This is a genomic window from Nocardia transvalensis (assembly GCF_015477765.1).
GTDB lineage: Bacteria > Actinomycetota > Actinomycetes > Mycobacteriales > Mycobacteriaceae > Nocardia > Nocardia transvalensis_A.
Genome location: NZ_JADLQQ010000006.1, coordinates 425,102 through 446,747, shown reverse-complemented (window position 1 = coordinate 446,747; position 21,646 = coordinate 425,102). Strand labels below are relative to the sequence as shown.

Annotated in this window: 19 protein-coding genes; 11 read left to right on the top strand and 8 right to left on the bottom strand. The window is 67.9% G+C overall.

The genetic code is table 11. The annotated features are described in order from the left end of the window. Window positions 1-2 precede the first annotated feature (2 nt). From IU452_RS20025 to IU452_RS20015, 3 genes are read left to right on the top strand one after another with little or no spacing between them, the layout of a single operon-like run. On the top strand, window positions 3-881 hold the full coding sequence (locus IU452_RS20025; protein ID WP_228818272.1) for an SDR family NAD(P)-dependent oxidoreductase: 879 nt from the start codon (window positions 3-5) through the stop codon (window positions 879-881). 2 nt (window positions 882-883) lie between these two features. Next, on the top strand, window positions 884-2,056 hold the full coding sequence (locus IU452_RS20020) for an FAD-dependent monooxygenase (protein WP_195110613.1): 1,173 nt from the start codon (window positions 884-886) through the stop codon (window positions 2,054-2,056). Next, window positions 2,056-2,892: an alpha/beta fold hydrolase gene (locus IU452_RS20015; protein WP_195110612.1), complete on the top strand. Its 837-nt coding sequence runs from the start codon at window positions 2,056-2,058 to the stop codon at window positions 2,890-2,892. Before IU452_RS20020 ends, IU452_RS20015 begins: the two co-directional genes overlap by 1 nt. On the opposite strand, the gene IU452_RS20010 is transcribed toward IU452_RS20015, so the two are convergent. Then, window positions 2,889-3,614, bottom strand: a complete 726-nt coding sequence (locus IU452_RS20010; RefSeq protein WP_195110611.1) for a class I SAM-dependent methyltransferase — start codon at window positions 3,612-3,614, stop codon at window positions 2,889-2,891. The two genes, IU452_RS20015 and IU452_RS20010, sit on opposite strands and share 4 nt — an antisense overlap. A 262-nt stretch (window positions 3,615-3,876) precedes the next feature. On the opposite strand from IU452_RS20010, the gene IU452_RS20005 reads away from it, so the two are divergent. Further along, complete coding sequence (locus IU452_RS20005) at window positions 3,877-4,440, top strand: hypothetical protein (protein ID WP_195110610.1); 564 nt, start codon at window positions 3,877-3,879, stop codon at window positions 4,438-4,440. 197 nt (window positions 4,441-4,637) lie between these two features. Here the strand turns inward: IU452_RS20005 and IU452_RS20000 are convergent, their stop codons facing one another. The 7 genes from IU452_RS20000 to IU452_RS19970 form a co-directional block, all read right to left on the bottom strand. Continuing rightward, window positions 4,638-6,131, bottom strand: coding sequence for an amino acid permease (locus IU452_RS20000; protein ID WP_228818270.1), 1,494 nt, complete (start codon window positions 6,129-6,131; stop codon window positions 4,638-4,640). Between the two features lie 195 nt (window positions 6,132-6,326). Further along, on the bottom strand, window positions 6,327-7,493 hold the full coding sequence (locus IU452_RS19995) for a heparan-alpha-glucosaminide N-acetyltransferase domain-containing protein (protein WP_195110609.1): 1,167 nt from the start codon (window positions 7,491-7,493) through the stop codon (window positions 6,327-6,329). A 63-nt stretch (window positions 7,494-7,556) separates the two neighbouring features. Further along, window positions 7,557-8,015, bottom strand: a complete 459-nt coding sequence (locus IU452_RS19990; protein WP_195110608.1) for a hypothetical protein — start codon at window positions 8,013-8,015, stop codon at window positions 7,557-7,559. Between the two features lie 44 nt (window positions 8,016-8,059). Next, a complete protein-coding gene (locus tag IU452_RS19985; protein ID WP_195110607.1) occupies window positions 8,060-9,466 on the bottom strand; it encodes a sensor histidine kinase in 1,407 nt (468 codons plus the stop codon). Next, entirely contained in the window at window positions 9,463-10,146 is a 684-nt protein-coding gene (locus IU452_RS19980; RefSeq protein WP_228818267.1) for a response regulator transcription factor, read from the bottom strand. Before IU452_RS19980 ends, IU452_RS19985 begins: the two co-directional genes overlap by 4 nt. Before the next feature lie 31 nt (window positions 10,147-10,177). Continuing rightward, complete coding sequence (locus tag IU452_RS19975) at window positions 10,178-11,203, bottom strand: phosphotransferase enzyme family protein (RefSeq protein WP_195110605.1); 1,026 nt, start codon at window positions 11,201-11,203, stop codon at window positions 10,178-10,180. Window positions 11,204-11,240: 37 nt separating this feature from the next. After that, window positions 11,241-12,590 carry a purine-cytosine permease family protein gene (locus IU452_RS19970; protein ID WP_195110604.1) on the bottom strand — a complete coding sequence of 450 codons (1,350 nt, stop codon included), beginning with the start codon at window positions 12,588-12,590 and terminating at the stop codon, window positions 11,241-11,243. Window positions 12,591-12,676: 86 nt separating this feature from the next. Between IU452_RS19970 and IU452_RS19965 the strand changes: the two genes are divergently transcribed. From IU452_RS19965 to IU452_RS19935, 7 genes are all read left to right on the top strand, one after another. Further along, entirely contained in the window at window positions 12,677-13,945 is a 1,269-nt protein-coding gene (locus IU452_RS19965) for a glycosyltransferase 87 family protein (RefSeq protein WP_195110603.1), read from the top strand. A 46-nt stretch (window positions 13,946-13,991) separates the two neighbouring features. Next, window positions 13,992-15,344: a cytochrome P450 gene (locus IU452_RS19960; RefSeq protein WP_195110602.1), complete on the top strand. Its 1,353-nt coding sequence runs from the start codon at window positions 13,992-13,994 to the stop codon at window positions 15,342-15,344. Window positions 15,345-15,374: 30 nt separating this feature from the next. After that, window positions 15,375-16,769, top strand: a complete 1,395-nt coding sequence (locus tag IU452_RS19955; RefSeq protein WP_195110601.1) for a wax ester/triacylglycerol synthase family O-acyltransferase — start codon at window positions 15,375-15,377, stop codon at window positions 16,767-16,769. A 189-nt stretch (window positions 16,770-16,958) separates the two neighbouring features. Beyond that, a complete protein-coding gene (locus tag IU452_RS19950) occupies window positions 16,959-17,993 on the top strand; it encodes an endonuclease/exonuclease/phosphatase family protein (RefSeq protein ID WP_195110600.1) in 1,035 nt (344 codons plus the stop codon). 39 nt (window positions 17,994-18,032) lie between these two features. Further along, window positions 18,033-18,917, top strand: coding sequence for a class I SAM-dependent methyltransferase (locus tag IU452_RS19945; RefSeq protein ID WP_416382340.1), 885 nt, complete (start codon window positions 18,033-18,035; stop codon window positions 18,915-18,917). Window positions 18,918-19,114: 197 nt separating this feature from the next. After that, on the top strand, window positions 19,115-20,665 hold the full coding sequence (locus IU452_RS19940; protein ID WP_195110598.1) for an acyl-CoA carboxylase subunit beta: 1,551 nt from the start codon (window positions 19,115-19,117) through the stop codon (window positions 20,663-20,665). A gap of 106 nt (window positions 20,666-20,771) precedes the next feature. Then, window positions 20,772-21,596 carry an SAM-dependent methyltransferase gene (locus IU452_RS19935; RefSeq protein WP_195110597.1) on the top strand — a complete coding sequence of 275 codons (825 nt, stop codon included), beginning with the start codon at window positions 20,772-20,774 and terminating at the stop codon, window positions 21,594-21,596. Window positions 21,597-21,646 lie beyond the last annotated feature (50 nt).

Sequence of the window (21,646 nt, the reverse complement as noted above, 5' to 3'; positions counted from 1 at the left end):
CCTTGTCCGACATCACGAAAGCCGTGGTCATTACCGGCTGCTCCACCGGCCTCGGTCGCGAGAGCGCGATTCGGCTGGCGCGCGGCGGTTTCACGGTCTACGCGGGCGTGCGCAACGAGCAGGCGGCGCAGGAGTTGCGTGCCGAACTGCCGGGTGACCGGCTGCGGCCGGTGTCGATCGATGTGACCTCCGAGGAATCGATCGCCGACGCGCACAAGCTCATTCACGACGAGGTCGGGGACGGCGGTCTGCTCGGTCTGGTCAACAATGCCGGGATCAGCGTCTCGGCCCCGCTGGAATGCGTACCGCTGGACGACCTGCGCAACCAGCTGGAGGTCAACCTGGTCGGTGTGGCCGCCATGATCCGGCAGTTCCTCCCGCTGCTGCGGATTTCCGGCACACCCGCACCCGCGGGCCCGGTCGGCCGCATCGTGAATGTCACCTCGGGGGTGGGCCGGGTCGCGCTGCCGTATATGGGCGCCTATGCAGCCAGCCAGTTCGGTAAGGAGGGTCTGTCGGATGCGCTGCGGCGCGAACTGGCGCCGCAGCGGATCAGCGTGTCGGTGATCGAGCCGGGCGCGATCGCGACGCCGATCTGGGACAAGCAGGCCCGGACGGCCACCCGCCTGCTCGAGGGCGCTCCGGAGCCGATCGCCGCGCTGTACCGGGACCGGTTCACCGCCTTCGCCGAGGCGAATGCGGCGACGGCGACCTCCGGTACGACCGCACCCGCCGATGTGGCCCGCGCCGTGGAGCACGCACTGACCGCCCGCCGCCCCCGCATCCGCTATCGGGTGGGCAGGGATGTCTCGATCGGGTCGCTGGCCGCCCGGCTGCTGCCCGACCGAGTGCTGGATCTGGCGATCACGAGGAGTCTCTAGACATGAAGGTTCTGATCATCGGCGCGGGTGTCGGCGGGCTCACCACGGCGGCCGCGCTGCGCCGGCACGGCATCGACGCCGAAATCTTCGAGGCCGCACCGGAATTGCGCGACACCGGCACCGGCCTCGGCATCCTGCCCAATGCGAACGGCGTGCTCGCGGCCCTGGGCATCGACCTCACCGCTGGACCCACCGGGCAGGTGACCGAGCATTTCTTCATCCATGGCGCGAGCGGAAAACTGCTGCGCGAGTTGCCCATCCAGGATATGTCCGCCGAACTGGGCCATCCGGCGGTCACGCTCGCGCGCACAGATCTGATGACCGCGCTGCGCGACGCCGTCGGCGACACCCCCTTGCACTTCGGCGCCCGGCTGGTCGCCTACGACCAGACCGACGACGGGGTCGTGGCGACCTTCGCCGACGGCCGCACGGCGCGCGGCGATGTGCTGGTCGGCGCCGACGGCATCCGCTCGGTCGTGCGCGCGCAGCAGACCGGGCCCGAGCCGGTCAACGAGTACGGATACGTGTGCTGGCTGGCGACGATACCGTTCTCCCACGCGCACGTGAGCACCGGTGTGGCACGGCACTACTGGGGTCGCGGACAGCGGTTCGGGCTGATGGATATCGGCGGTGGCCGGGTCTACTGGTGGGGCACCAAGAATGTCGGGGTGGAACGGGCCCGCGCCTACGACGGCGGCAAGGCCGGTATCGCGGCCGCCTTCGACGGCTGGGCCGAGGAGATCGGGCAGGTCATCGCCGCCACACCGGAGGATGCGGTCGTCAGCGTGCCCTCGCAGGACCGAAACTTCCTCGAGCAGTGGGGAACCGGACGGGTCACCCTGGTCGGCGACGCCGCGCACGCGATGTTGACCAGCCTCAGCCAGGGTGCGGGCTCCTCCATCGAGGACGGCTACGTCCTCGCCCACCACCTGGCCACCCACTCCGATCCGATACGGGCCCTGCGTGCCTACGAGAACGCGCGCCGGGAGCGGACCCGGGCGCTCGTCCTCGGCTCGCGTCGCCTCAGCACGCTCGAGCAATGGCACAATCCGGTCGCGGTCGGCCTGCGCACGGCGGTGCTGCGGTTCGCGCCGATGCCGATCCTGCGCGGCCAGAACATCGCGCCCATGCGCTTCGAATTGCCCGCCGGGCCCGTTACTTCCGTGGAGGTGTGATGACTCAGACCCGTACTGTCGACCTGTCCGCCGGACCGATCGAATACCTCGACTCCGGCGACGGCCCGCCGCTGGTATTTCTGCACGGCGCCATGAAGGATGCGCGGGTGTGGCGGGAGGTCGTCGCCGATCTGGAGGCGGACTATCGCTGTATTCGCCCGACCATGCCGCTGGGTGCGCACCGGCTGCCCATGCGTCCCGACGCCGACCTGTCGGTGGCCGGGCTCGCCCGCCTGGCGGGGGAATTTCTCGATGCGCTGGATCTGCGCGCGGTGACGCTGATTCAGAATCATTGGGGCGCCGCACAGGTCATGCTGGCCGAGGGCCACGGCGATCGGCTGGACCGGCTGGTGCTGTCGGCCTGCGAGGCCTTCGACAACTACCCGCCGGGGCGGACCGGGCGACTGTTCTCCCGGGCCGCACGCCTACCCGGCGCGCTCGATGCCATGGGTACGGCACTGCGCGCCGGCGTGATTCGGCGGCGCGCGGCGGCGGCCGACGTCACCACCGTCCATCCGCTGCCGGCCGATCTGGCCGATGAATGGCAGCTACGGTTCACCGATCCGGCGGTCCGCCGGGACCTGGCCAAGGTGCTGCGCGACGACTACTCCCCGGCCGACAAGGCGCGGTGGGCGAGCGCGGCGGCACAGTTCCGGAATCCGGTGCTGGTGATCTGGGCCGAGCGGGACCGACTCATGCCCCGCGACCACGGCCGTCGCCTCACCGCTGCCTTCCCGTCCGCCGAACTGGTCGAGATAGGCGACAGTGCCACCTGCATCCCGCTGGATCAGCCGGCCGCCTTCACGGCCGCGGTCCGGAAGTTCCTGGTCGGCTAGCCGTTTCGGGTGGCCTCCAGCACCCAGGTCGGCAGGAGCATGGCGCCGGAGTCGTCGCGATCGGGCTCCACACCCTGCTCACGGAAGGCCTGCAGCATCGGCTCGGGCGGTGCGATGGCGGTGATCCGGTCGGCGCGCAAGGTGGTGATGGTCCATTTCGGCGCCGAGAACGCCGCGCGCAGTTCGGCTTCGGTGATGGGATACGGCGAGAACGTCCGGTTGCGGCCGTCGGGATCGTCCGGGAAACAGAATTGGATCAGTCGCGCTCCGGGACGCATCACCCGATGCAGCGCGGCGACATAGCCTTTGCGCTGCTCCGGATCGAGGCAGTGCATCAGCGAACTGCTGATCACGGTGTCGAATCGGTTGTCGTAGCCGCTGAGGACCGTCGCATCGGCGACGGCGAATTCGACCTGGGCGCCGCGGGCGGCGGCGCGGGCGCGGGCCTGCTCGATGGCGGTGGGCGCGGCATCCAGCCCCGTCACCCGATATCCGCGCTCGGCCAGGTAGGCGGCGTTGTCGCCGGGGCCGCAGCCCACGTCGAGCACGTCGCCGGAAATATGACCCTGCTCTTCGATTTTCATCAGCAGCGGCTGCGGTTCACCGATGTCCCAAGGCATTCGCTCCAATACGAGGCCCTCCACCAGGGCGCCGGTGCGGTACGCGCTCTCGAAATCGATTGTGGTGGGGTCGAGTTGCGGTGCTGCGTCGTTGTCGGTCATCGGTTCCCGTCCTGTCGTCGGGGTGTTTCGCATCCGTCGATCCCCAGTGTAGTCCCCAATCGGAGGGAAGCCCTCCGTTTTGGCGCCCTGGACCGACAGCCTTACCGAGCGCGGCGGCACGCCGAGGCGAATTCGGCGACACCCCGAAAGCCGGGCGTGGCGATGCTACGGGAAATGCGTTTGCCAAAAGGTAGCCTTGCTCTCCGGCAGGACGGTCGTCCGTCTTGTCCACCTGTCACAGACGACAGAGAAACGAGCACCTATGGCCACGATAGGGCAGTTGAAGGCGGCGCTGGCAATCCTGCATGCCGATGTGGACCACGTCGCAGAGCAGGTGTGGGGCCGAGATATGGCCTCCACCGACACCACGGGGGTTGAGCATGCCATGCTCGCGGGCCTGCTGTATCGGCTGATCGGGGCCGATCTGCGAAGGTTGCTGACCACCGCACCGGATATCGCGGGCCTGGAGGATCGCGCCCGGGCCGCCGGGCCCGGTGCCGTCCACCTGCGTGGCGAAGACTCCAGTGCCCAAGCACATTTCGAGGCCTACTGGCTGACCGACCGGATCGCCGAACTGTACGCCGCGACCGACCAGGTCCAGCCCCCACTGGCCGCCGCCGCCTACACCGCCGAGGCCACCCGCACCCTGCTGCGCATTCACCACGACCTGACCCGCGGCACCCACCTCGACGCGGGCTACGCCCACTGGGAAACGATCCTCGAGCAACTGGACCGCGCCCGCACCCTGGCCCGCAATGCCCACGCCGCCGCCGAAACCGCCCCCCAACATTGCGTGGTCGCCCCAGTGGTCGTCGACGCGGATTAGAAGAGATTCCCCGTCACCACCGGCAACCAATCCCCGTCACCACCAACATCCCGACTCCCCTGCCATCCGGCCATCCCGATTCCCGCCATCCGGACATCCCGATTCCCCGCCATCTGGACATCCCGATTCCCGCCATCCGGATACCCCGATTCCCTGTCATCCCGGCATGCTTTTCGCTGGGATGACAGGGACACACCCTACTTCCGCCCGTTGCGCAGGACCGAGCGCCGCACACCGTAGGTGAAGTACAGCACCAGCCCCGCGGCCATCCAGATCACGAAGCGCAGCCAGGTCTCCACCGACAGGTTCAGCATCAGCCACAGGCACGACAGCACCGCGAGAATCGGGACCAGCGGGACCAGCGGAACCTTGAAACCACGCGGCAGATCCGGCCGGGTCCGGCGCAGGATCAGCACGCCGAGCGAGACCAGCACGAAGGCGAACAGCGTGCCGATGTTCACCATCTCCTCGAGGGTGCCGAACTCCACGAAACCGGCCAGCACCGCGCACACCACGCCGACGATCGCGGTGATCCGCACCGGCGTCCCCTTGGTGCCGGTGTGGGCGAGCCCGCGCGGCAGCAGCCCGTCGCGCGACATCGCGAACAGCACCCGGGTCTGCCCCAGGTACATCACCATGACGACGGTGGTGAGCCCGGCCAGCGCACCGATGGAGATGAGGTTCTTCGCCCACGTCACGCCGTGGATGGCGAAGGCCGTCGCGAGGGTGGCGTCCCCCTTGGACAGCTCGGTGTAGGACACCATGCCGGTCAGCACCAGCGAGACCGCCACATACAGCACGGTCACGATCACCAGCGAACCGAGGATGCCGCGCGGCACATTGCGCTGCGGATTCTTGGTCTCCTCGGCGGTGGTGGCGACCACGTCGAAACCGATGAACGCGAAGAACACCAGGCTCGCCGCCGCCAGCAGCCCGTACCAGCCGAAGGTGCTGTGCCCCGCACCGGTCAGCCACGAGAACAGCGACTGATGTATGCCCTCACCCGTCTTACCGGGCTGCGACGGCGGGATGTAGGGACTCAGATTCGAGGCCTTGAAGAAGGTGAGGCCCACGATCAGCACCAGTGCGATCACCGCGAGCTTGATGGCCACGGCCACCGCCGACACCCGCGAGGACACCTTGGTGCCCACGGCCAGCAGCACCCCGAGCAGGGCGATCAACAACGCCGCGCCCCAGTCGAAGGCGACCGAACCGAAGTGCACGACCGGCGTGCCCACCAGCTCACCCAGGTACTGGGACCAGCCCTTGGCCACCACCGAGGCGGCGAGCGCGAACTCCAGGATCAGGTCCCAGCCGATGATCCAGGCGGCCAGCTCACCGAAGGTGGCATAGGAGAAGGTGTAGGCGCTGCCCGCAACCGGCACCGTCGAGGCGAATTCCGCGTAACACAGCGCGGTGAGCCCGCAGGCGATGGCGGCGAAGATGAACGCCAGCGATACCGACGGACCGGCGACGGTCCCGGCGGTGCGCGCGGTCAGGGTGAAGATGCCGGCGCCGACCACGACGGCCACACCGAAGATGGTGAGGTCCCACGCCGTGAGATCCCGGTGCAGCCGGGCGTCCGGCTCGTCGGTGTCGCGGATCGATTGCTCGACCGATTTGGTGGCGAACAGCGCCCCCCATCTGCTCTGTGAGCGGGTCGTATCTTGTTCTGAACCTGGGATAGCCAAACTTCTAACTCCATCTTGTCGTAGCTGTCCCCCGCTCGACCCGCCGCGAGCACTAGCAGCGAGCAAACATAGCAGCCCGACCGAGTGATCTAGGTCTCCGGGTAACGGGAACAAGAATATGCGACAACCGGGGCGGTTTCGGCCGTTTTGTTCGGTGTATCGGCTCTCACCCGACAAAAGTTCTCAGCACGCTCGTCATGGGCGCACGACCGCGGTGATCGCCCGGTGGACCAGCCACTCGAGCGGGCCGCGGCGACACCACAGCCGCACCAGCGCCGAGACCGCGAGGACCAGGGCGACCAGACCCACGAAACCGGCGAAGGAGAACAGCGCGTCCGGACCGATCAGGCGCAGGAAGAAGAGATGACCGACATACCAGGTCAGGGTCATGCTGCCGGTCGCCACCAGCGGCCACGCCAGGCGCCGCATCCGCACGTGGTCGAGGGCCGCCGACAGCACCGCGACCAGCAGCAGCGCCAGACCGATCATGAGGACGATGCCGACCGCGCTGGTCGCATACAACGAGGACGGGCCCGGCATCCGGAGCAGATCTCGCGCACTCGGCGGGGTGTCCAGGGCCGCGGTATCGGCGGCGAACATGCGATCGGCCAGCCGCGACAGCAGCCACGCGCCGCCGGCCAGGGCGGAACCGGCGACAGCCATGCGCCTTTGGGTGATCTGATTGCGCAGATCCGATCGCCCGATCGCCAGACCCGCCAGGACCAGCGGGATTCCATAGATGGTCTGGAAACCGCCGCCGAAGAGCACCAGCGCGTCGAGGTAGTCGCCCCATCGGTCGGGCCGGACGAGAATCTCCAGACCCTGCGGCGGGGACATGCGCATGAAGTCGGCGTGCCGATTGAACATCCACACCGCATACAGGGTTACCGCGGGCACGGCCGCGGTGGCGAGTACTGCGAGGGTCCGCACCCGCAGCGCGGTGAACGGCACCAGGAGGATCAGCAGCACCGCGTAGTACTCGAGGACCGAGGGGATGGCGAACTGCGCGACACACAGCCCGATCAGCAGCAGCACCGCGGCCCGCACGAGCACGCGCAAACGCGCGCGCGCCATCCGCATTCCGGTATAGGGCCGCGGCCCGCCGGTCATCAGCGCCACCGACAGCCCGGCCAGCAGGACGAACAGGCTCATCGCGCGCGAGGAGGTGTGCTGCTGCACCCACACCAGCGCTTCCGGTGTCGCATCGGGCGGACCGGCGTGCCACCATCCGGTCACCTGGAAATGCATGACGAACACACCGAGGAGGGCGATCCCGCGCACGGCGTCGACGCCCAGCAGTCGATCGAATCCGGTCCGGGCGACGGCCGAACCCGTCGGCCCGTGAGCTTGCACTGCGGTCATGGCTTCGAGGCTGATGCGCCGATGTCCGGGCCCTGTGGCGGCACTGTCGCAATCGTGTCGCAGTCAGCGCTGCACCGGACAGTCCCGAGGTCCGATCCGGTCGCCGATGGTGGGGATGAGGACCACGGTCGCGGGGCCGCGCCCGGCCTGGCGGTGTACACCCAGCGCGGTGCACACCAGCTGGGACACGCCGGGTTCGGTGAGTTCGGCTGCGGTGTAGGGCATGTGGACGGTGATGCGGTCGTCGAACTCGGTCACCAGCGGCCTCGGCGCGGCGACGCCGGACGGCAGTTCCGAATACAGCCCGGGCGGCGGCGTGCTGCGCAACAACAGATCCAGTGCCTCGGCCACGGTTCCGAGATGCCCGGTTTCACGCAGCTCCGGGACGGGTCTGCCCTCGGCATCGAAGTAGTACAGCGTCACTCCCGGCGCCACGCCGGTCGGTGCGTTGCCCGCGGCCAGCACGCCGGACGTCGGAATGGTGCACGCCCCACACACCGCGACCGCCGATACCGGTATCACCCAAAGGAATCGACGAACGATGTCCCGAAAACCCCGGTGTCGCATCAGATTTCCTCCCCGCGGCGCGGGAACCGCGCGACGAATCGGGCACCGCCACCGGGCACGTTCTCGGCGATGATGTCGCCGCCGTGCAGGCGGGCGTGTTCGCGGGCGATGGCCAGCCCCAGACCGCTGCCCTGGGATCGCGAGCGCGACGGATCGCCCTTGTAGAAGCGGTCGAAGACACGATTCGGATCGTCGGCAGGCAGTCCGGGGCCGCCGTCGACGACGGTGACGGTGACGAACTCGTCGTCGGCACGAACCTCGACCCGGACCGGCGGTGCGCCGTGGGTCAGCGCGTTGCCGACCAGATTGGCCACGACCACATCCAGGCGACGCGGGTCGAGGACCGCGTCGATCGGGTCGGGCGCATCGACGGTCACCTGCCGCGCCCAGTCGCGGGCGCGCAGGGTATCCGAGACGGCACGCCGCACCTCCACCTCCTCGAGCTGCAGCCGCTCGCTCGCGGCATCGAATCGAGACACCTCGATGAGGTCGCCGACCAGCCGGGTCAGGCGGCGGGTGGCCTCGACGGCCAGCCGGGCGGAGGTCTGCTGGTCGGGGCTCAGTTGCGCCGAATCCTCGTCCAGCACCTCGACGACCGCGGTGAGGGTGGCCAGCGGGGTACGCAGCTCGTGTGAGACGTCGGCGACGAAACGCCGTGATTCGGCCTCGGATTCGCGCAGGCGCGTCATGGTGTCCTCGAGTTCGGCGGCCATCCGGTTCACCGTGCGGGCAAGCTCGGACAGCTCGTCCGAGCCGCGCGGCCGGACCCGCACCGACAGGTCGCCGTCGGCGAATCGCCCTGCCGCGGAGCGCAATTCCCGCACCGGGCGCAGGACGCTGCGGGCGGCCAGCAGCGCCAGCACGGCCGCCAGCGGCAGGGCGAGCGCACTGGTGAGCGCGGCCGCCCACGCCGATTCCTCGATGCGGTGCTGGGTCTCGGCGAGATCGACCAGGGCATAGACCTCGATACCGGAGGGGGTGCGGCGGCCGTCGACACCGGTGCTCGTGAGCGGCATCCCGATCGCCAGCACCGGCGATCGGGTGGAGGGCCGGACCCGTTGCAGGACAAGCTCTCCGCGGTCGCGCACCGCCGTACGCAACTCGGTGTCGATCAGGCCGAGGTCCCCGCCGGTGCGGGCGGTGAGCGATCCGTAGGTCACCTCCGCGGAATCGCCGACCACGTCGAGAATGCGTTCGAGGGTGGCCTGGTCGGGCGGGTAGGTCAGCTCCGGCGCGATAGCGGTGATCCGTTCGCGCAGACCCTCGGCGGCCTGGTTCTGGGCATCGGCGACCAGCCCGGCGCGTGCGGTCACGAAGCTCGCGGCCGCCGCCAGCACCGCCCCGATCGTGGTGGCCACCACGAAGGCCACCAGCAAGCGGGAGCGCAGTCCGCCCGGCCACCTCATACCGGACCGAACCGGTACCCGAAGCCGCGCACGGTCTGCACGTACACCGGCGCGGAGGGGTCGTCCTCGACCTTCGCGCGCAGGCGCTGAATGCCGTTGTCCACCAGCCGGGAATCGCCGAGATAGCTGTGTTCCCAGACATTTTCGAGCAGTTGCTGACGGCTGAACACCTGCCCCGGCGAGCCCGACAGTTCCAGCAGCAGACGCAGTTCGGTGGGGGTGAGCGCGATGGGCGCCCCATCCTTGTGCACGGTCATCGCGGCTCGATCGATCTCGAGGGTGCCGAACCGTTGCGTGCGCGGCTGCTCGACGGTGCCGCGCCGCAGCACGGCCTTGATGCGGGCGTCGAGCACCCGTGGCAGGACGGGTTTGACGACATAGTCGTCGGCACCGGCCTCCAGTCCGCCGACGATGTCGATATCGTCGTCGCGGGCGGTGAGCATGATGATCGCCACCGCCGATCGCGCCCGCAGCCGGCGGCACACCTCGAATCCGTCGATCCCGGGCAGCATCACATCGAGCACCACCAGCTCGACATCCTCCGACTGCGCCAGCTCCAGCCCCTGCTCCCCGGTCGCGGCCGTGCACACGACATGCCCGTGCCGCCGCAACGCCAGCCCGAGCCCCTCCCGGATCGCGGGGTCGTCCTCGACCAGCAGGATGTACGCCACGACCGCCATCATTCCATTCGGTACGGGCCGGACCGGGCACCTAACCCACCAATCGGCCCAACAGCTCGAGGAAGGCCCGACCCTGTTCTCCCTGGGCCCACTGGAGGTGGCCGACCAGGTAGTCGCGGTAGGCGATCTCGGCATTCTCGTGGTTCGGGTGTGGGAGAACGGATAGGAAATAGTCGATCTCGGACAGTTCGTAGGCGATGTGGGCGAGGGGGAACAGGGCAGGCAGGGCGCGACGCTCGGCGGGGGTGAGCGGGCGGATGGCCGTATAGCCGTGGAGGAACGCCGCCAGCTGCGCCTCCTGGATGCGGGCCGGGCCGCCGTCGCGCAGCGCGATCCAGTCGACGGCGAATCGCTCGACCGCCACGGCCAGATCGAAGGCGGCGGTGGTGCGATTGGCCAGGCCGAAGTCGAAGACGGCGGTGATCTCGTCGCCGCGCCAGAGCAGATTCGTGCCGTGCCAATCGTTGTGGGTCCACAGCGGCGCGAGCCCTTCGGTGCCGACCCGCCGCGCCGCCAGCTGCTCCCGCCACGGACGTGCGTCCAGGAATCGTGCGACCGTGGGCCGGGCGGCGGCATACCGTTCGACGGTCGCGATCGGATCGGTGCACAGCGCGGCCAGCAGCGGCCGCGGTGCCCGCTCGGGAGCCTCGTATCCCTCTGCCGCGCAATGCAATCGGGCCAGCATGCGTCCGGCGGAGTCCGCATGTTCCTCCGACAGGTGAGGGGTCCAAGAGAAAACGCCGCGATAGAGATCCTCCCCGTCCCCGAGACCATGGATCTCATAGCTGAACCCACCGCGAACGACGGTTCGCACCAGCGGAATCGGTATCCCCCGCGCCCGCAGATGCGCCATGTACGCATGTTCCTCCGCCAGCGCACCGGCATCCCGCAATGCCACCGGCATCCGCTTCACCACGACCCGCTCGCCATCGGCCATCCGCACCCGTGCCGTCGACGACAGCGGGCGCGGGCTGCGCCACTCGATCTGCGCCGCCTCGTCGATCTCGTCGAGAGTCAATGGCGGCCAATCGGGCTCGGCCATCGGGTCGGTCCCCATCCCGAAGACGAGATCGCGATCACCGGGCCCGGTGTGCTCAGACAGACTGCCTCCCCAGCGCTCGACGCTCGACGAGCACCAGGCCCCCGGTGGCCAGCGCCGCGACCAGGAACGAGAACAGCGACGCCGACGACCACCACCCGGGATGGATCCCGATCGCATCCTGCGCCTCGCTCCACAGCCGCGCCCACCACGACACCGACCCGGGATTGAACAGCTGATAGACCGCGAACCCCAGCAGCCACGGCACCACCATCAGCGGGCGGGCCGGTGCCCGCTCGGACAGATCCCAGCCCAGCCGCCCCCGGCCGAAGTAGTAATCCACCGCCAGCACCGCGCACAGCGGCACGAAGACCGAGCCGATCAGCAGCAGGAAGTTCGAGAAGCCGGTGAAATCGTGCACCCCCATCGCCAGCACGATCGCCACGACACCGACGGCGGCGGCCAGCACCCTCCGGTCCACCCGCGGCAGCAGATTCTGCAGCGACATGGCCGTGGAGTACACATTGGCGAACGACTGATCCGATTCCCGCACCACCAGCACCGCGAAGAACACCCACCCGGCCGCGACGCCGAGGAAGGTGTCGAAGATCCGATCCGGATCGCCGCCGACCTGGAGCAGCGCGACCATGCCCAGCAGATAGCACCAGGTCTGCGCCACCGAATAGCCCAGCATGGTGGACCCGGAGGCGGCCCGTGCCGAATGGGCGTGCCGGGTGTAGTCGGCGGCCAGCGGCACGAACGACACCGCCACCGCGAGCGCGGAGTCCACGGCGGGGAAGAACCCGCTCCAGGAGGTGTCGCCGACCTGCGGCAGCGGATTCCGCAACAGCTGCACGGTGAAATACAGCATCGCTATGAACACCGCGACCGTCACGTACTTGCGCAGAATATGCAGCACCGACAGCGGCCAGATCGCCATGGCCGTGGACAGGACTCCAGCCGCGACGATCACGAGCACATGCGGCAACCGCCCGTGCGTGATGGCCTGCACGCCGCCCGAGATGACCGTCAGCTCGTACACACCCCAGCCGATGCACTGCACGATGTTGGCGACAGTCGGCACATACGACAGCCGGGTGCCGAACAACCCCCGGAAGTTCGCCATGGCCGGGGCCCCCGTCCGAGCCCCGACCGCCCCCGCGACGGCGACCATCGCCGTCCCGATCAGCGTGCCCAGCACGGTCGCCAGCAACGCGCCCACGATCGGCAGCTGTGGATGACCATCCGGTTGCAAGACATAGATCGCCCCGGTGAACCCGATGAGCGACACCCCGAGATTGACCCAGAACGCGGTCTGATCGGCGAACGACAGACTGCGCGGCGGTTCGGTGGTGAGCGTCAGCGGCGCCTCCGCCTGACGCCCCTGCTCACGAGGGCTGCCCATAACCCGCCCCATGCTACGGGCCGGGTGGTGACGGGAATTCGCCCTGGGCTTCGGCTGAGCGTCGATGATCGGTAACCTCGTGCTGGATGGTTAGTGTCTCCACCTCCGCTCCGACGACGTCCTCGGCTCGTCCCTTCGCTCGACTGCTGTGGCTGGTCCCCCCACTGCTACTCGCGGTCGCGATCTTCTGGTTGACGCATCCCAGCTGGCCGCTGACCCCGATCAAGCGCGAGTTCATCGACCTGCAGGTGTACCGGCTCGGAGTGCAGGCGTGGTGGCACGGCGCCGATATGTACGGGACGCTGCCGAAGACCACGCTGGGTATCGGACTGCCGTTCATCTATCCGCCGTTCGCGGCCCTGGCCCTGGGTCCGTTCGCCATCCTGTCCTGGCATCTGGCCGCCACCACGTTCTTCGTGGTGTCGACGCTGGCCCTGGCGGTGACGATCTATCTCACCGCACGGCGCCTCTGGCCCGGCACCCTCGAACTCGCGCTGTGGGCGAGCGCGTGCGCGCTGCCGGTGGGTCTGCTGCTGGAGCCGGTCCATTCGACGCTGGATTTCGGCCAGGTCAACCTGCTGCTCATGGCGCTGGTCGTCGCCGACTGCCTGGCACTGCGCCCGAAGTGGCCCCGCGGCATGCTGATCGGGCTGGCCGCGGCGATCAAGCTGACCCCGGCGGCGTTCGTCCTGTACTTCCTCATCCGCCGCGACTACCGGGCCGCCGCGACCGCCGCGATCACCGGCGCCGCCGCGACCGCCCTGGCCTTCGCGATCATGCCGAAGGAATCGACCCGGTACTGGTTCGGCGGGATGGGCAATGTGTCGGGGCTGAGCGGGTCGGCCTTCCACACCAATCAGTCGATCCAAGGGGTGCTGGCCCGGCTGCAGGTCCCGGAACCGGCCTTCACCGCGCTGTGGCTGCTGCTCGGCGCGCTGCTGCTGGCACTGGTCGTGGCGGCCATGCGGCAGGCGGGAGACAACCCGGCGCTGATGCTGTCGTTCAATGCGGTCTTCACCCTGCTGGTCTCGCCGATCTCGTGGTCGCACCACTGGGTGTGGATCGCTCCGGCCCTGTTCGCCGCGGCCGGGACGGCCGTGCGGCTGCCCCGGCGTGCCGCACTGCTCTGGTCGGCGGTCGTCCTCGCCACCGCGGTGGTCTTCGTCATCGGCCCGCAGAACTGGGAGCCCGGCGACAACAATCGCGAATTCGACTGGACCCCGGGGCAGCACCTGATCGGCAACACCTACGTGTGGCTGAGTGTGCTGCTGGTCGCACTGTTCGTCGTCGCGGGGCGGATCAATCGGCCCGGGAAACAGAAAATATCACCCCTGTTGTCTCGGGAAACAAAGTGACGGTTCTGCTTTCGCGTCCGAGCTGCGCCGGCGATACGCTCCGCTGGTGTCCACCACCACGTCGCGAGAGCTGTCTCTGACCGAGCTACCGGGGCCCGGTGGCTGGCCGCTGGTAGGAAATCTGCCGCAACTGTGGCCGACGCTGCTGCATCGGCGCCTCGAGGAGTGGGCCGGGGAATTCGGTTCGCTCTACCGTGTCGACATGGCGGGTAAGCCCGTCGTGGTGGTCAGCGATCCCGACCTGATCCGCGAGGTGCTGCGCGATCGCCCCAGCGGGTTCCGCCGGCAGTCGGTGATCGAGTCGATCATGGACGAGATGGGCTCCAACGGATTGTTCTCACTGGAGGGCGATGCGTGGCGGCGGCGGCGCAAGCTGGCGATGCCCGCCTTCAACGCCGGTCATCTGCGCGGATTCCACCCCACCCTGGAGACCATCACCGAGCGCCTGCGGCGGCGCTGGCTGTCGTTGCCGCCCACCGATATTCGGGCCGACCTGACCCGCTACACGGTCGACGTCACCGCCAAACTGACCTTCGACTACGACATCAACACCATCGAGCAATCCGGCGACGTCATCCAGCAGCACCTGGAACTGATCTTCCCGACCATCAACCGCCGCATGGCCACCCCGTTCCCGTACTGGCGCTATGTGAAGCTGCCCGCCGACCGGGCGCTGGACCGGGCACTCGCGGCGATCCGCAGGGACCTCGACGAGGTCATTGCGCGCGCCCGACAGAACCTGCCCGAAAGCCCGACGAACTTCATCGAGGCCCTGCTGCTCGCCCCCGACGGCAACGAAACCTTCACCGACGACGAGCTTTTCGCCGAGGCGCTCACCATCCTCGTCGCCGGTCAGGACACCACCAGCAATGCGATGGCCTGGCTGCTGTATCACCTCGCGGGACATCCCGAGGTGCAGCAGCGCATCCGCGACGAGGTGGCCGAGATTCCGTCGGCGCTGGAGCGGCAGCCGTATCTGGAAGCCGTCGCCGCCGAATCGATGCGGCTGCGTCCGACCACGCCGCTGATCGGACTCGAAACGGTCCGCGACACCGTCCTGGGCGGTGCGGCGATCCCCGCGGGCACCTGGGTGATCATCAACGTCCAGCACCCCGGGTTGCAGGAGGAGAACTTCAGCGATCCGCTCACCTTCGACCCGGACCGCTGGCTGCGCGACGGCGGCGGCAATCACCGCCCGGAAGCGTCCACGCCGTTCGGCTCCGGCCCGCGATTCTGCCCCGGGCGCGGCCTGGCGCTGCTGGAGATCAAGAACGTCGTCAGCATGGTGTGCCGGACCTTCGACGTGCGGTTGCCCGCGGGTGCGCAACCGCCGAAGGACCGCTTCCACTTCGCGACCATTCCGATCGGCATGCGACTGGATCTGATTCCCCGCGGCTGACCGGGACGTGTCGCCCGAGAAAGGATTTCCATGTCCCTGCACCGGTTGTCGGCGACCGACGGCGTCTGGCTGTCGCTCGAATCGCCCGATATGCCCATGCATGTCGCATTTCTGATGGAGTTCACCGCACCCGACGGCGACGCCGACCGCTTCGTGCGGCGCTGGCTCGCCCAGGTCGCCGCTCCCGCCGAGCTGCCCCGGCCGTGGAATCTGGTGCCGGTGAGCCGGTTGGCGTCGCTGGTGCGCGAGGTCGACGAGGTGAATCTGGGTGAGCACATCCGCACCTGGGAGCTGCCGCAGCCCGGCGGCCACGAGCAGTTGCTGGAACTGGCCACCCGGATCCACCAGCAGCAGCTCGATCTGCGGCGGCCGCCGTGGGAGATCCATCTGGTCCAGGGCCTGGGCGCGGATCGGTTCGCGCTCATCTTGAAGGTGCATCACAGCCTGTTCGACGGCGCATCGCTGATGCGGCTGTTCACCGACACCTTCTCCACCGATCCCGACGACCGCGAGACACCACATCTTTTCACCGTCGGCCGTGCGAACGATGCGCCGCCGCAACGCACTTCGTCGAATCCGCTGCGGGTGGTGCTGGTGGCCCTGCGCGGGGTTCTGGAGGTGCTGCGCGGTATCGGCGGTGCCGGACGTGACGCACTGCGGCGGGCACGCGGTCGACGGACCGCGGCCCAGCGCGCCTACGAGCAGCCGCCGTCGATCTTCGACGGTCCGATCACGGGGCGCCGCGATCTGTCCACGCGCCGTTATGATCTGGCGCTGTTCAAGCGGCTCGCCAAGGCCGGTGAGTGCACGATCAACGACATCGTGCTCTACCTGGTGTCGACCGCGCTGCGCGGATACCTCGACGCCCATGGCCACTTGCCCGCGCGCACCTTGACCGCGGGTGTTCCCATGGATCTACGCGAGCAGGACGACGACCGGCTGGGCACCCGCGCGGGCATGATGTTCACCGCGCTCGCCACCGATATCGCCGACCCGCGCGAGCGGCTGACAGCCGTGAAGCGGTCCATCGATGCGGCGAAGCGGCACATGACCGGCCTGTCCCCGAATGCGGCGATCGGCTACGGCCTCGCGGTCACCCTGCCCTGGATTCTCGGGCTGAATGTCGGCTTCGACCGCATGCCCTCCTCCCATCCCATGGGCGTCTCCAATGTCCCCGGTCCACGCCGACCGCTGTACTGGAACGGCGCGCGACTCGAGGCGCTGTACCCGATTTCGCTACTGATGCACGGCAATTCGTTCAACGTCACCTGCGTCGGCTACACCGACGCCCTCCATTTCGGCATCCTCGGCGCGGCCGACAAACTTCCCCCGCTGACCGAATTCACCCACGCCCTGGACACGGCCCTGGACGAACTCACCACCCTGCTACTGCCCGAGGAGCACAGCATGCCTTCCGCGGGCTAGCGAAGTCCCGGCTCGCGTAGAAGCGGGTGACCTCGGTGACGGCCTCCCGTACCTGCCGGAAATAGTTGCTGTGCAATGGATTCGGGCGCGGTGTTGGCTGCTTGTTTCCGAACGGGATATCAGTGATATGCCATCGTTTCACACGCCACTCCTACCGTGACCTTGGTCACGCTACGGAAGGAGTTGCACATGTCTCGACACTCCTGGCTCATCACGGTTCTGGCGGGTGTGTTGGCCGCCGTCCTCGGGCTCGGTCCCACACCGGCACATCGGGCCTCGGCACAACCGCCCACCACTCAGGTGACGGTGATGACGTTCAACATCTGGGTAGGTGGGACCCGGGTGGACTTCAAGAAGGTGTCCGAAGCAATCGTTGCCTCTGGCGCGGACATCGTGGGCGTGCAGGAATCCAACAACAACCTGAATCGGCTGGCGAACGACCTGGGCTGGAAGCATGTTCACGCACCCCTGCAGATCATCAGCAAGCATCCGATCATCGTGCCGCAGGGCAGCTCCGACTACGTCTACGTGGAGGTGTCGCCCGGTCGGGTGGTGGCGGTGAGCAACGTCCATCTGCGGCCGTACCCCTATGGCCCGTACGACCTTCGCGACGGCGCCACCGCCGAGAAGGTCCTCGCCAATGAGCAGTACCACATGAAGGAAATGGCCGGTAGATTCAATTCGCTTCCGGCGCTGGCCAATTCGGGTGTTCCGGTGTTCCTCACCGGGGACTTCAACGTGCCTTCCCACCTGGACTGGACCGCAGCCACCGCGGCCGTCACCCCGCGCCCGTTCGACCGTGAGCTGCGCTGGCCGGTATCAGCCCGGCTGGCCGAGCTCGGTTTCCGAGATTCGTTGCGCGAACGGCACTCCGATTCGATTGCAAAACCCGCCTACACGTGGACCCCGGGCTATCCGTCACCTTCGGTGGAGGCCAACGAGGTACACGACCGGATCGACTTCGTCTATGCCGCAGGCCCATCGACAACCCTCGACAGCAAGGTGATCGCCGAACCCGCACCCGCACAACCGTTGCCGGGCGACTTCGGCGGACCCCACGCCGACGTCGTCATCTCACCGTGGCCGTCGGATCACCGCGCCGTCGCGTCGACATTCCAGGTGACCCCGGCACCAGCCCCTCGCTGCCCCTCCGCACGACGGCAGGCGTCCAGATCGAATTCAGCTCGAGTGCCCGAGGAGCACAGCATGCCTTCCGCCAGCTAGCCTGCCCGCTCTAGAGTGATTCGCATGGCGCGGGGGCAGGTGCTGACCCGGCGGCTGGACCGCAAACCCAGCTGGACGGCGGAGTTCACGGCGGCGCAGCGTGCCGCGGAAACGGTCCATCCACACGACCGCAGGCTGCTCGACGATCGGTACTCGCACCGCTTCGTCCGCGATCCCGCGTTGCGGATGATGCTGTCGCATCCGCTCATTGCGCGCGGCGCGATCTATTGTCTGGACCGGCTGGTCGGCGGGCTGCAGGCCCACACGGTGCTCCGGGTCCGCTATGTCGACGACGCGTACCGTGCGGCGGTCGCCGCCGGGGTGCGGCAGAGCGTGTTGCTCGGTGCCGGTTTCGACACGACCAGCCTGCGCACAGCCGATGCCACAACGAGAATCTTCGAAGTCGACGCACCATCGACGCAGAAGGCCAAGCGCGCCAGATTCGAGCAGCTGTTTCCCCAGCACCGCCCACCGCTCACCTGGGTCGCCTGCGACTTCCAGAAGGACGACCTCCGTGAGCGCCTGCTGGCCAATGGGTTAGACCCCGGCGTTCCGTCCCTGATCGTGTGGACAGGCGTGACAACGTATCTCCCGGTTGATGCAATCCGCGCGACGATGCACGACCTCGCCGCCGTGTGCGCGCCGGGCAGCCGACTGGTGCTCGACTACATCGACCCGGACGTCATTACCGGCACCACCCCATGGCGGGGTGCTCGCTGGCTGTCGCGCATCGTGGCGCGTCTCGGCGAACCCTTCCGGTCCGGCTTCACCTCGGCAGAACTCGACGCATTGCTCGGCTCCTGCGGATTCCGCCTGCACGATGTGTCCAGGGTGCCGACGCTTCTGTGCCGATACGATCCCGCCTCCCGCCGCGGGCTACATGCGGACGACTGGCTGGGGATCGCGACCGCCATACGCGAATAAGCGCCCAGGCCGACCGGGACACACTGCCATGGCTGGTCTGCGGCCGGTGATCCGGCTGCTACCCTCGCGACGTCCGGTCGGCCATCGCGTACCGGAACAGTGCCCCCGGGCGAGATTCGCCGCCCAAGGGAGGCTCCAGCGATATGAAACGGCACATTCGATCGCACAATCCGACTTGGAAAGGGCCTCGGTCACGGATGACGGTCACCCGGGACAAACTGCAGGAGCTGCACAAACTCCTCGAAATCGCGGACGAACCGGCGGGACAGGCCGGAATCGACAAACGCCGCAACAAAGGCATTCCCAGTGCCCGCGAACGCATACGGATGCTGCTGGATCCGGGAAGTTTCGTCGAAACCGGGGCGCTGATGCGCCAGCCCGGTAGCCCCGACGCCTTCTACGGCGACGGCGTAGTCACCGGGCGCGGCCATATCGACGGCCGCCCAGTGGTCGTGATAGCGCACGACCAGACCGTGTACGGCGGGTCGGTCGGCGAGATGTTCGGCCGCAAGGTCGCCGCTGCGACGGAATTCGCCCACAAGAACGCCTGCCCACTGGTGATGATCAACGATTCCGGCGGTGCCCGCATCCAGGACGCGGTCGCCTCGCTGGCCTGGTACGCACTGATGTGCCGACGGGCGGAGGATTTGACGGGTTTCGTGCCGATGGTGGCGGTGATGCTGGGCAAATGTGCGGCCGGGTCGGTGTACGGGCCGGTGAACATGGATGTGCTGGTCGCCACGGAGAACTCGTACATGTTCGTGACCGGACCGGAGGTCATCAAAGCGGTGACCGGTGAGGAGGTCACCGCCGAGGAGCTCGGCGGCGCCGCGGTACTGGCCCGCAACGGCACCATCCATCACATCGCGCCGTCCGAAAAGGACGCCTTCGACTGGGTGCGCAGGTACTTGAGCTATCTTCCGTCCAGCTGTCTGGAACAGCCGCCGATCGTCAATCCCGGCCTGGAACCCGAACCTACGGAGCACGATCTCGAGCTGGACCGGATCATCCCGGATTCGGACAAGGCCGGCTACGACATGTACGAGGTCCTGCTGCGCATCTTCGACGACGGCGACTTCCATGAGATCGGCGCGGTGACCGCACAGAATCTGATCACTGGATTCGCGCGCGTGGACGGGCGCAGCATCGGCGTGATCGCCAATCAGCCGCTGGTGCTGGGCGGTGCGCTCGATGCCCAATGTTCGGACAAGGCAACGAATTTCATTCGCATGTGTGATGCCTTCGGATTGCCGCTGGTGTTCGTGGTCGACACCCCTGGTGTGCTGCCGGGCCTGCAGGAGGAACGCAACGGGGTGATCAAGCGCGGCGGACGCTTCTTCCGGGCGGTGATCGAGGCGACCGTGCCGATCGTGACCGTGGTCGTGCGCAAGGCCTACGGCGGCGGCTATGCGGTGATGGGCTGCAAACAGCTCGGCGCCGATATCAGCCTGGCATGGCCGACCGCGCGGATCGCGGTGATGGGCGCGGAGAGCATGGTCGGCGTCGTCGGCCGCCGTCAACTCGACGCCGCCCCGCCCGAGCAGCGAGAGGCGGTGCGGCAGCAGATGATCGACCTCTACAACACCACGATTGCCACCCCGTGGATCGCGGCCGAGCGCGGCTATATCGACGCGGTCATCGAGCCGTCGCAGACCCGCCTCGAAATCCGCAAGGCCCTGCGCCTCCTGCGCGACAAGGAGGCCGTTCGCCGCCCGAACCCGCGCAAACACAACCTGTTCCCGATGTAGGCGTCGTTCTGACATGGGGATTCGCGTCTAAGTCCGTTTTTCCCAACGCAGTTCGGCTCGATGGGGGCTAGCCTTTGCACGTGCTGCACTATCGAGGAGCCCTGGGATGAACGCCCCCGACTTCGAACCCCGTGAGATCGACGCCAGCCGACCGTCGGCCGCGCGGCTGTACCACTACTATTTGTCCGGCGAGGCCGTGTTCGGGGTTGACAAGATCTTTGCCGAGCACCTGTACCAGGTGTTCCCGTATGCGGACGTATGGGCCCACCACAATCGGGCCTTTCTGCGGCGGGCCGTGAAATTCATGGTGGCGCAGGGGATTCGGCAGTTCCTCGACATCGGCTCGGGCCTGCCCACCGCCGGTAATACGCACGAGATCAGCCGGATCGGTGCGCCCGACAGCCGAGTTGTCTACGTGGACAACGACTTGGAGGCGGTCAACCGCGCCGACGAGCTGTTGCGGCAACAACAGGTCATGGACAGCGTCGCGGTGATCGAGGCCGACCTGCGCGATCCCGACCTCATCCTGGACCACCCCGACACCCGTCGGCTGATCGATTTCGATCAGCCGCTGGGCCTGTTGATCGTCAGCGTATGGCCGTTCATACCGGACGCCGACCGCCCGCAGGAGCTGATGGCGCGGCTGCGCGACCGGCTCCCCTCGGGCAGCTACGTGGCCATGAGCCACGCCTCGATGTCGGAGGTCGGCGACGAGCTGAAGCGGCTCGCCGCCGAGATCGCCGAAATGTACAGCGAGACATCGGATCCCCTCACGATGCGCGATCGCGACGACATCGCGGCGCTCTTCGATGGCTTCGAACTCGTCGAACCCGGCCTCGTCTACGCCGCCGACTGGCGACCCGAGGAACCGGTGGACCCGACCGACCAGGGGCGGCCGGGCAATTTCGCCGCGGTCGGATACAAACCCTAACCGCGACAGGCATAATCGTGCCCAGTGTCGGACCCCAGATCTTGCCGGAG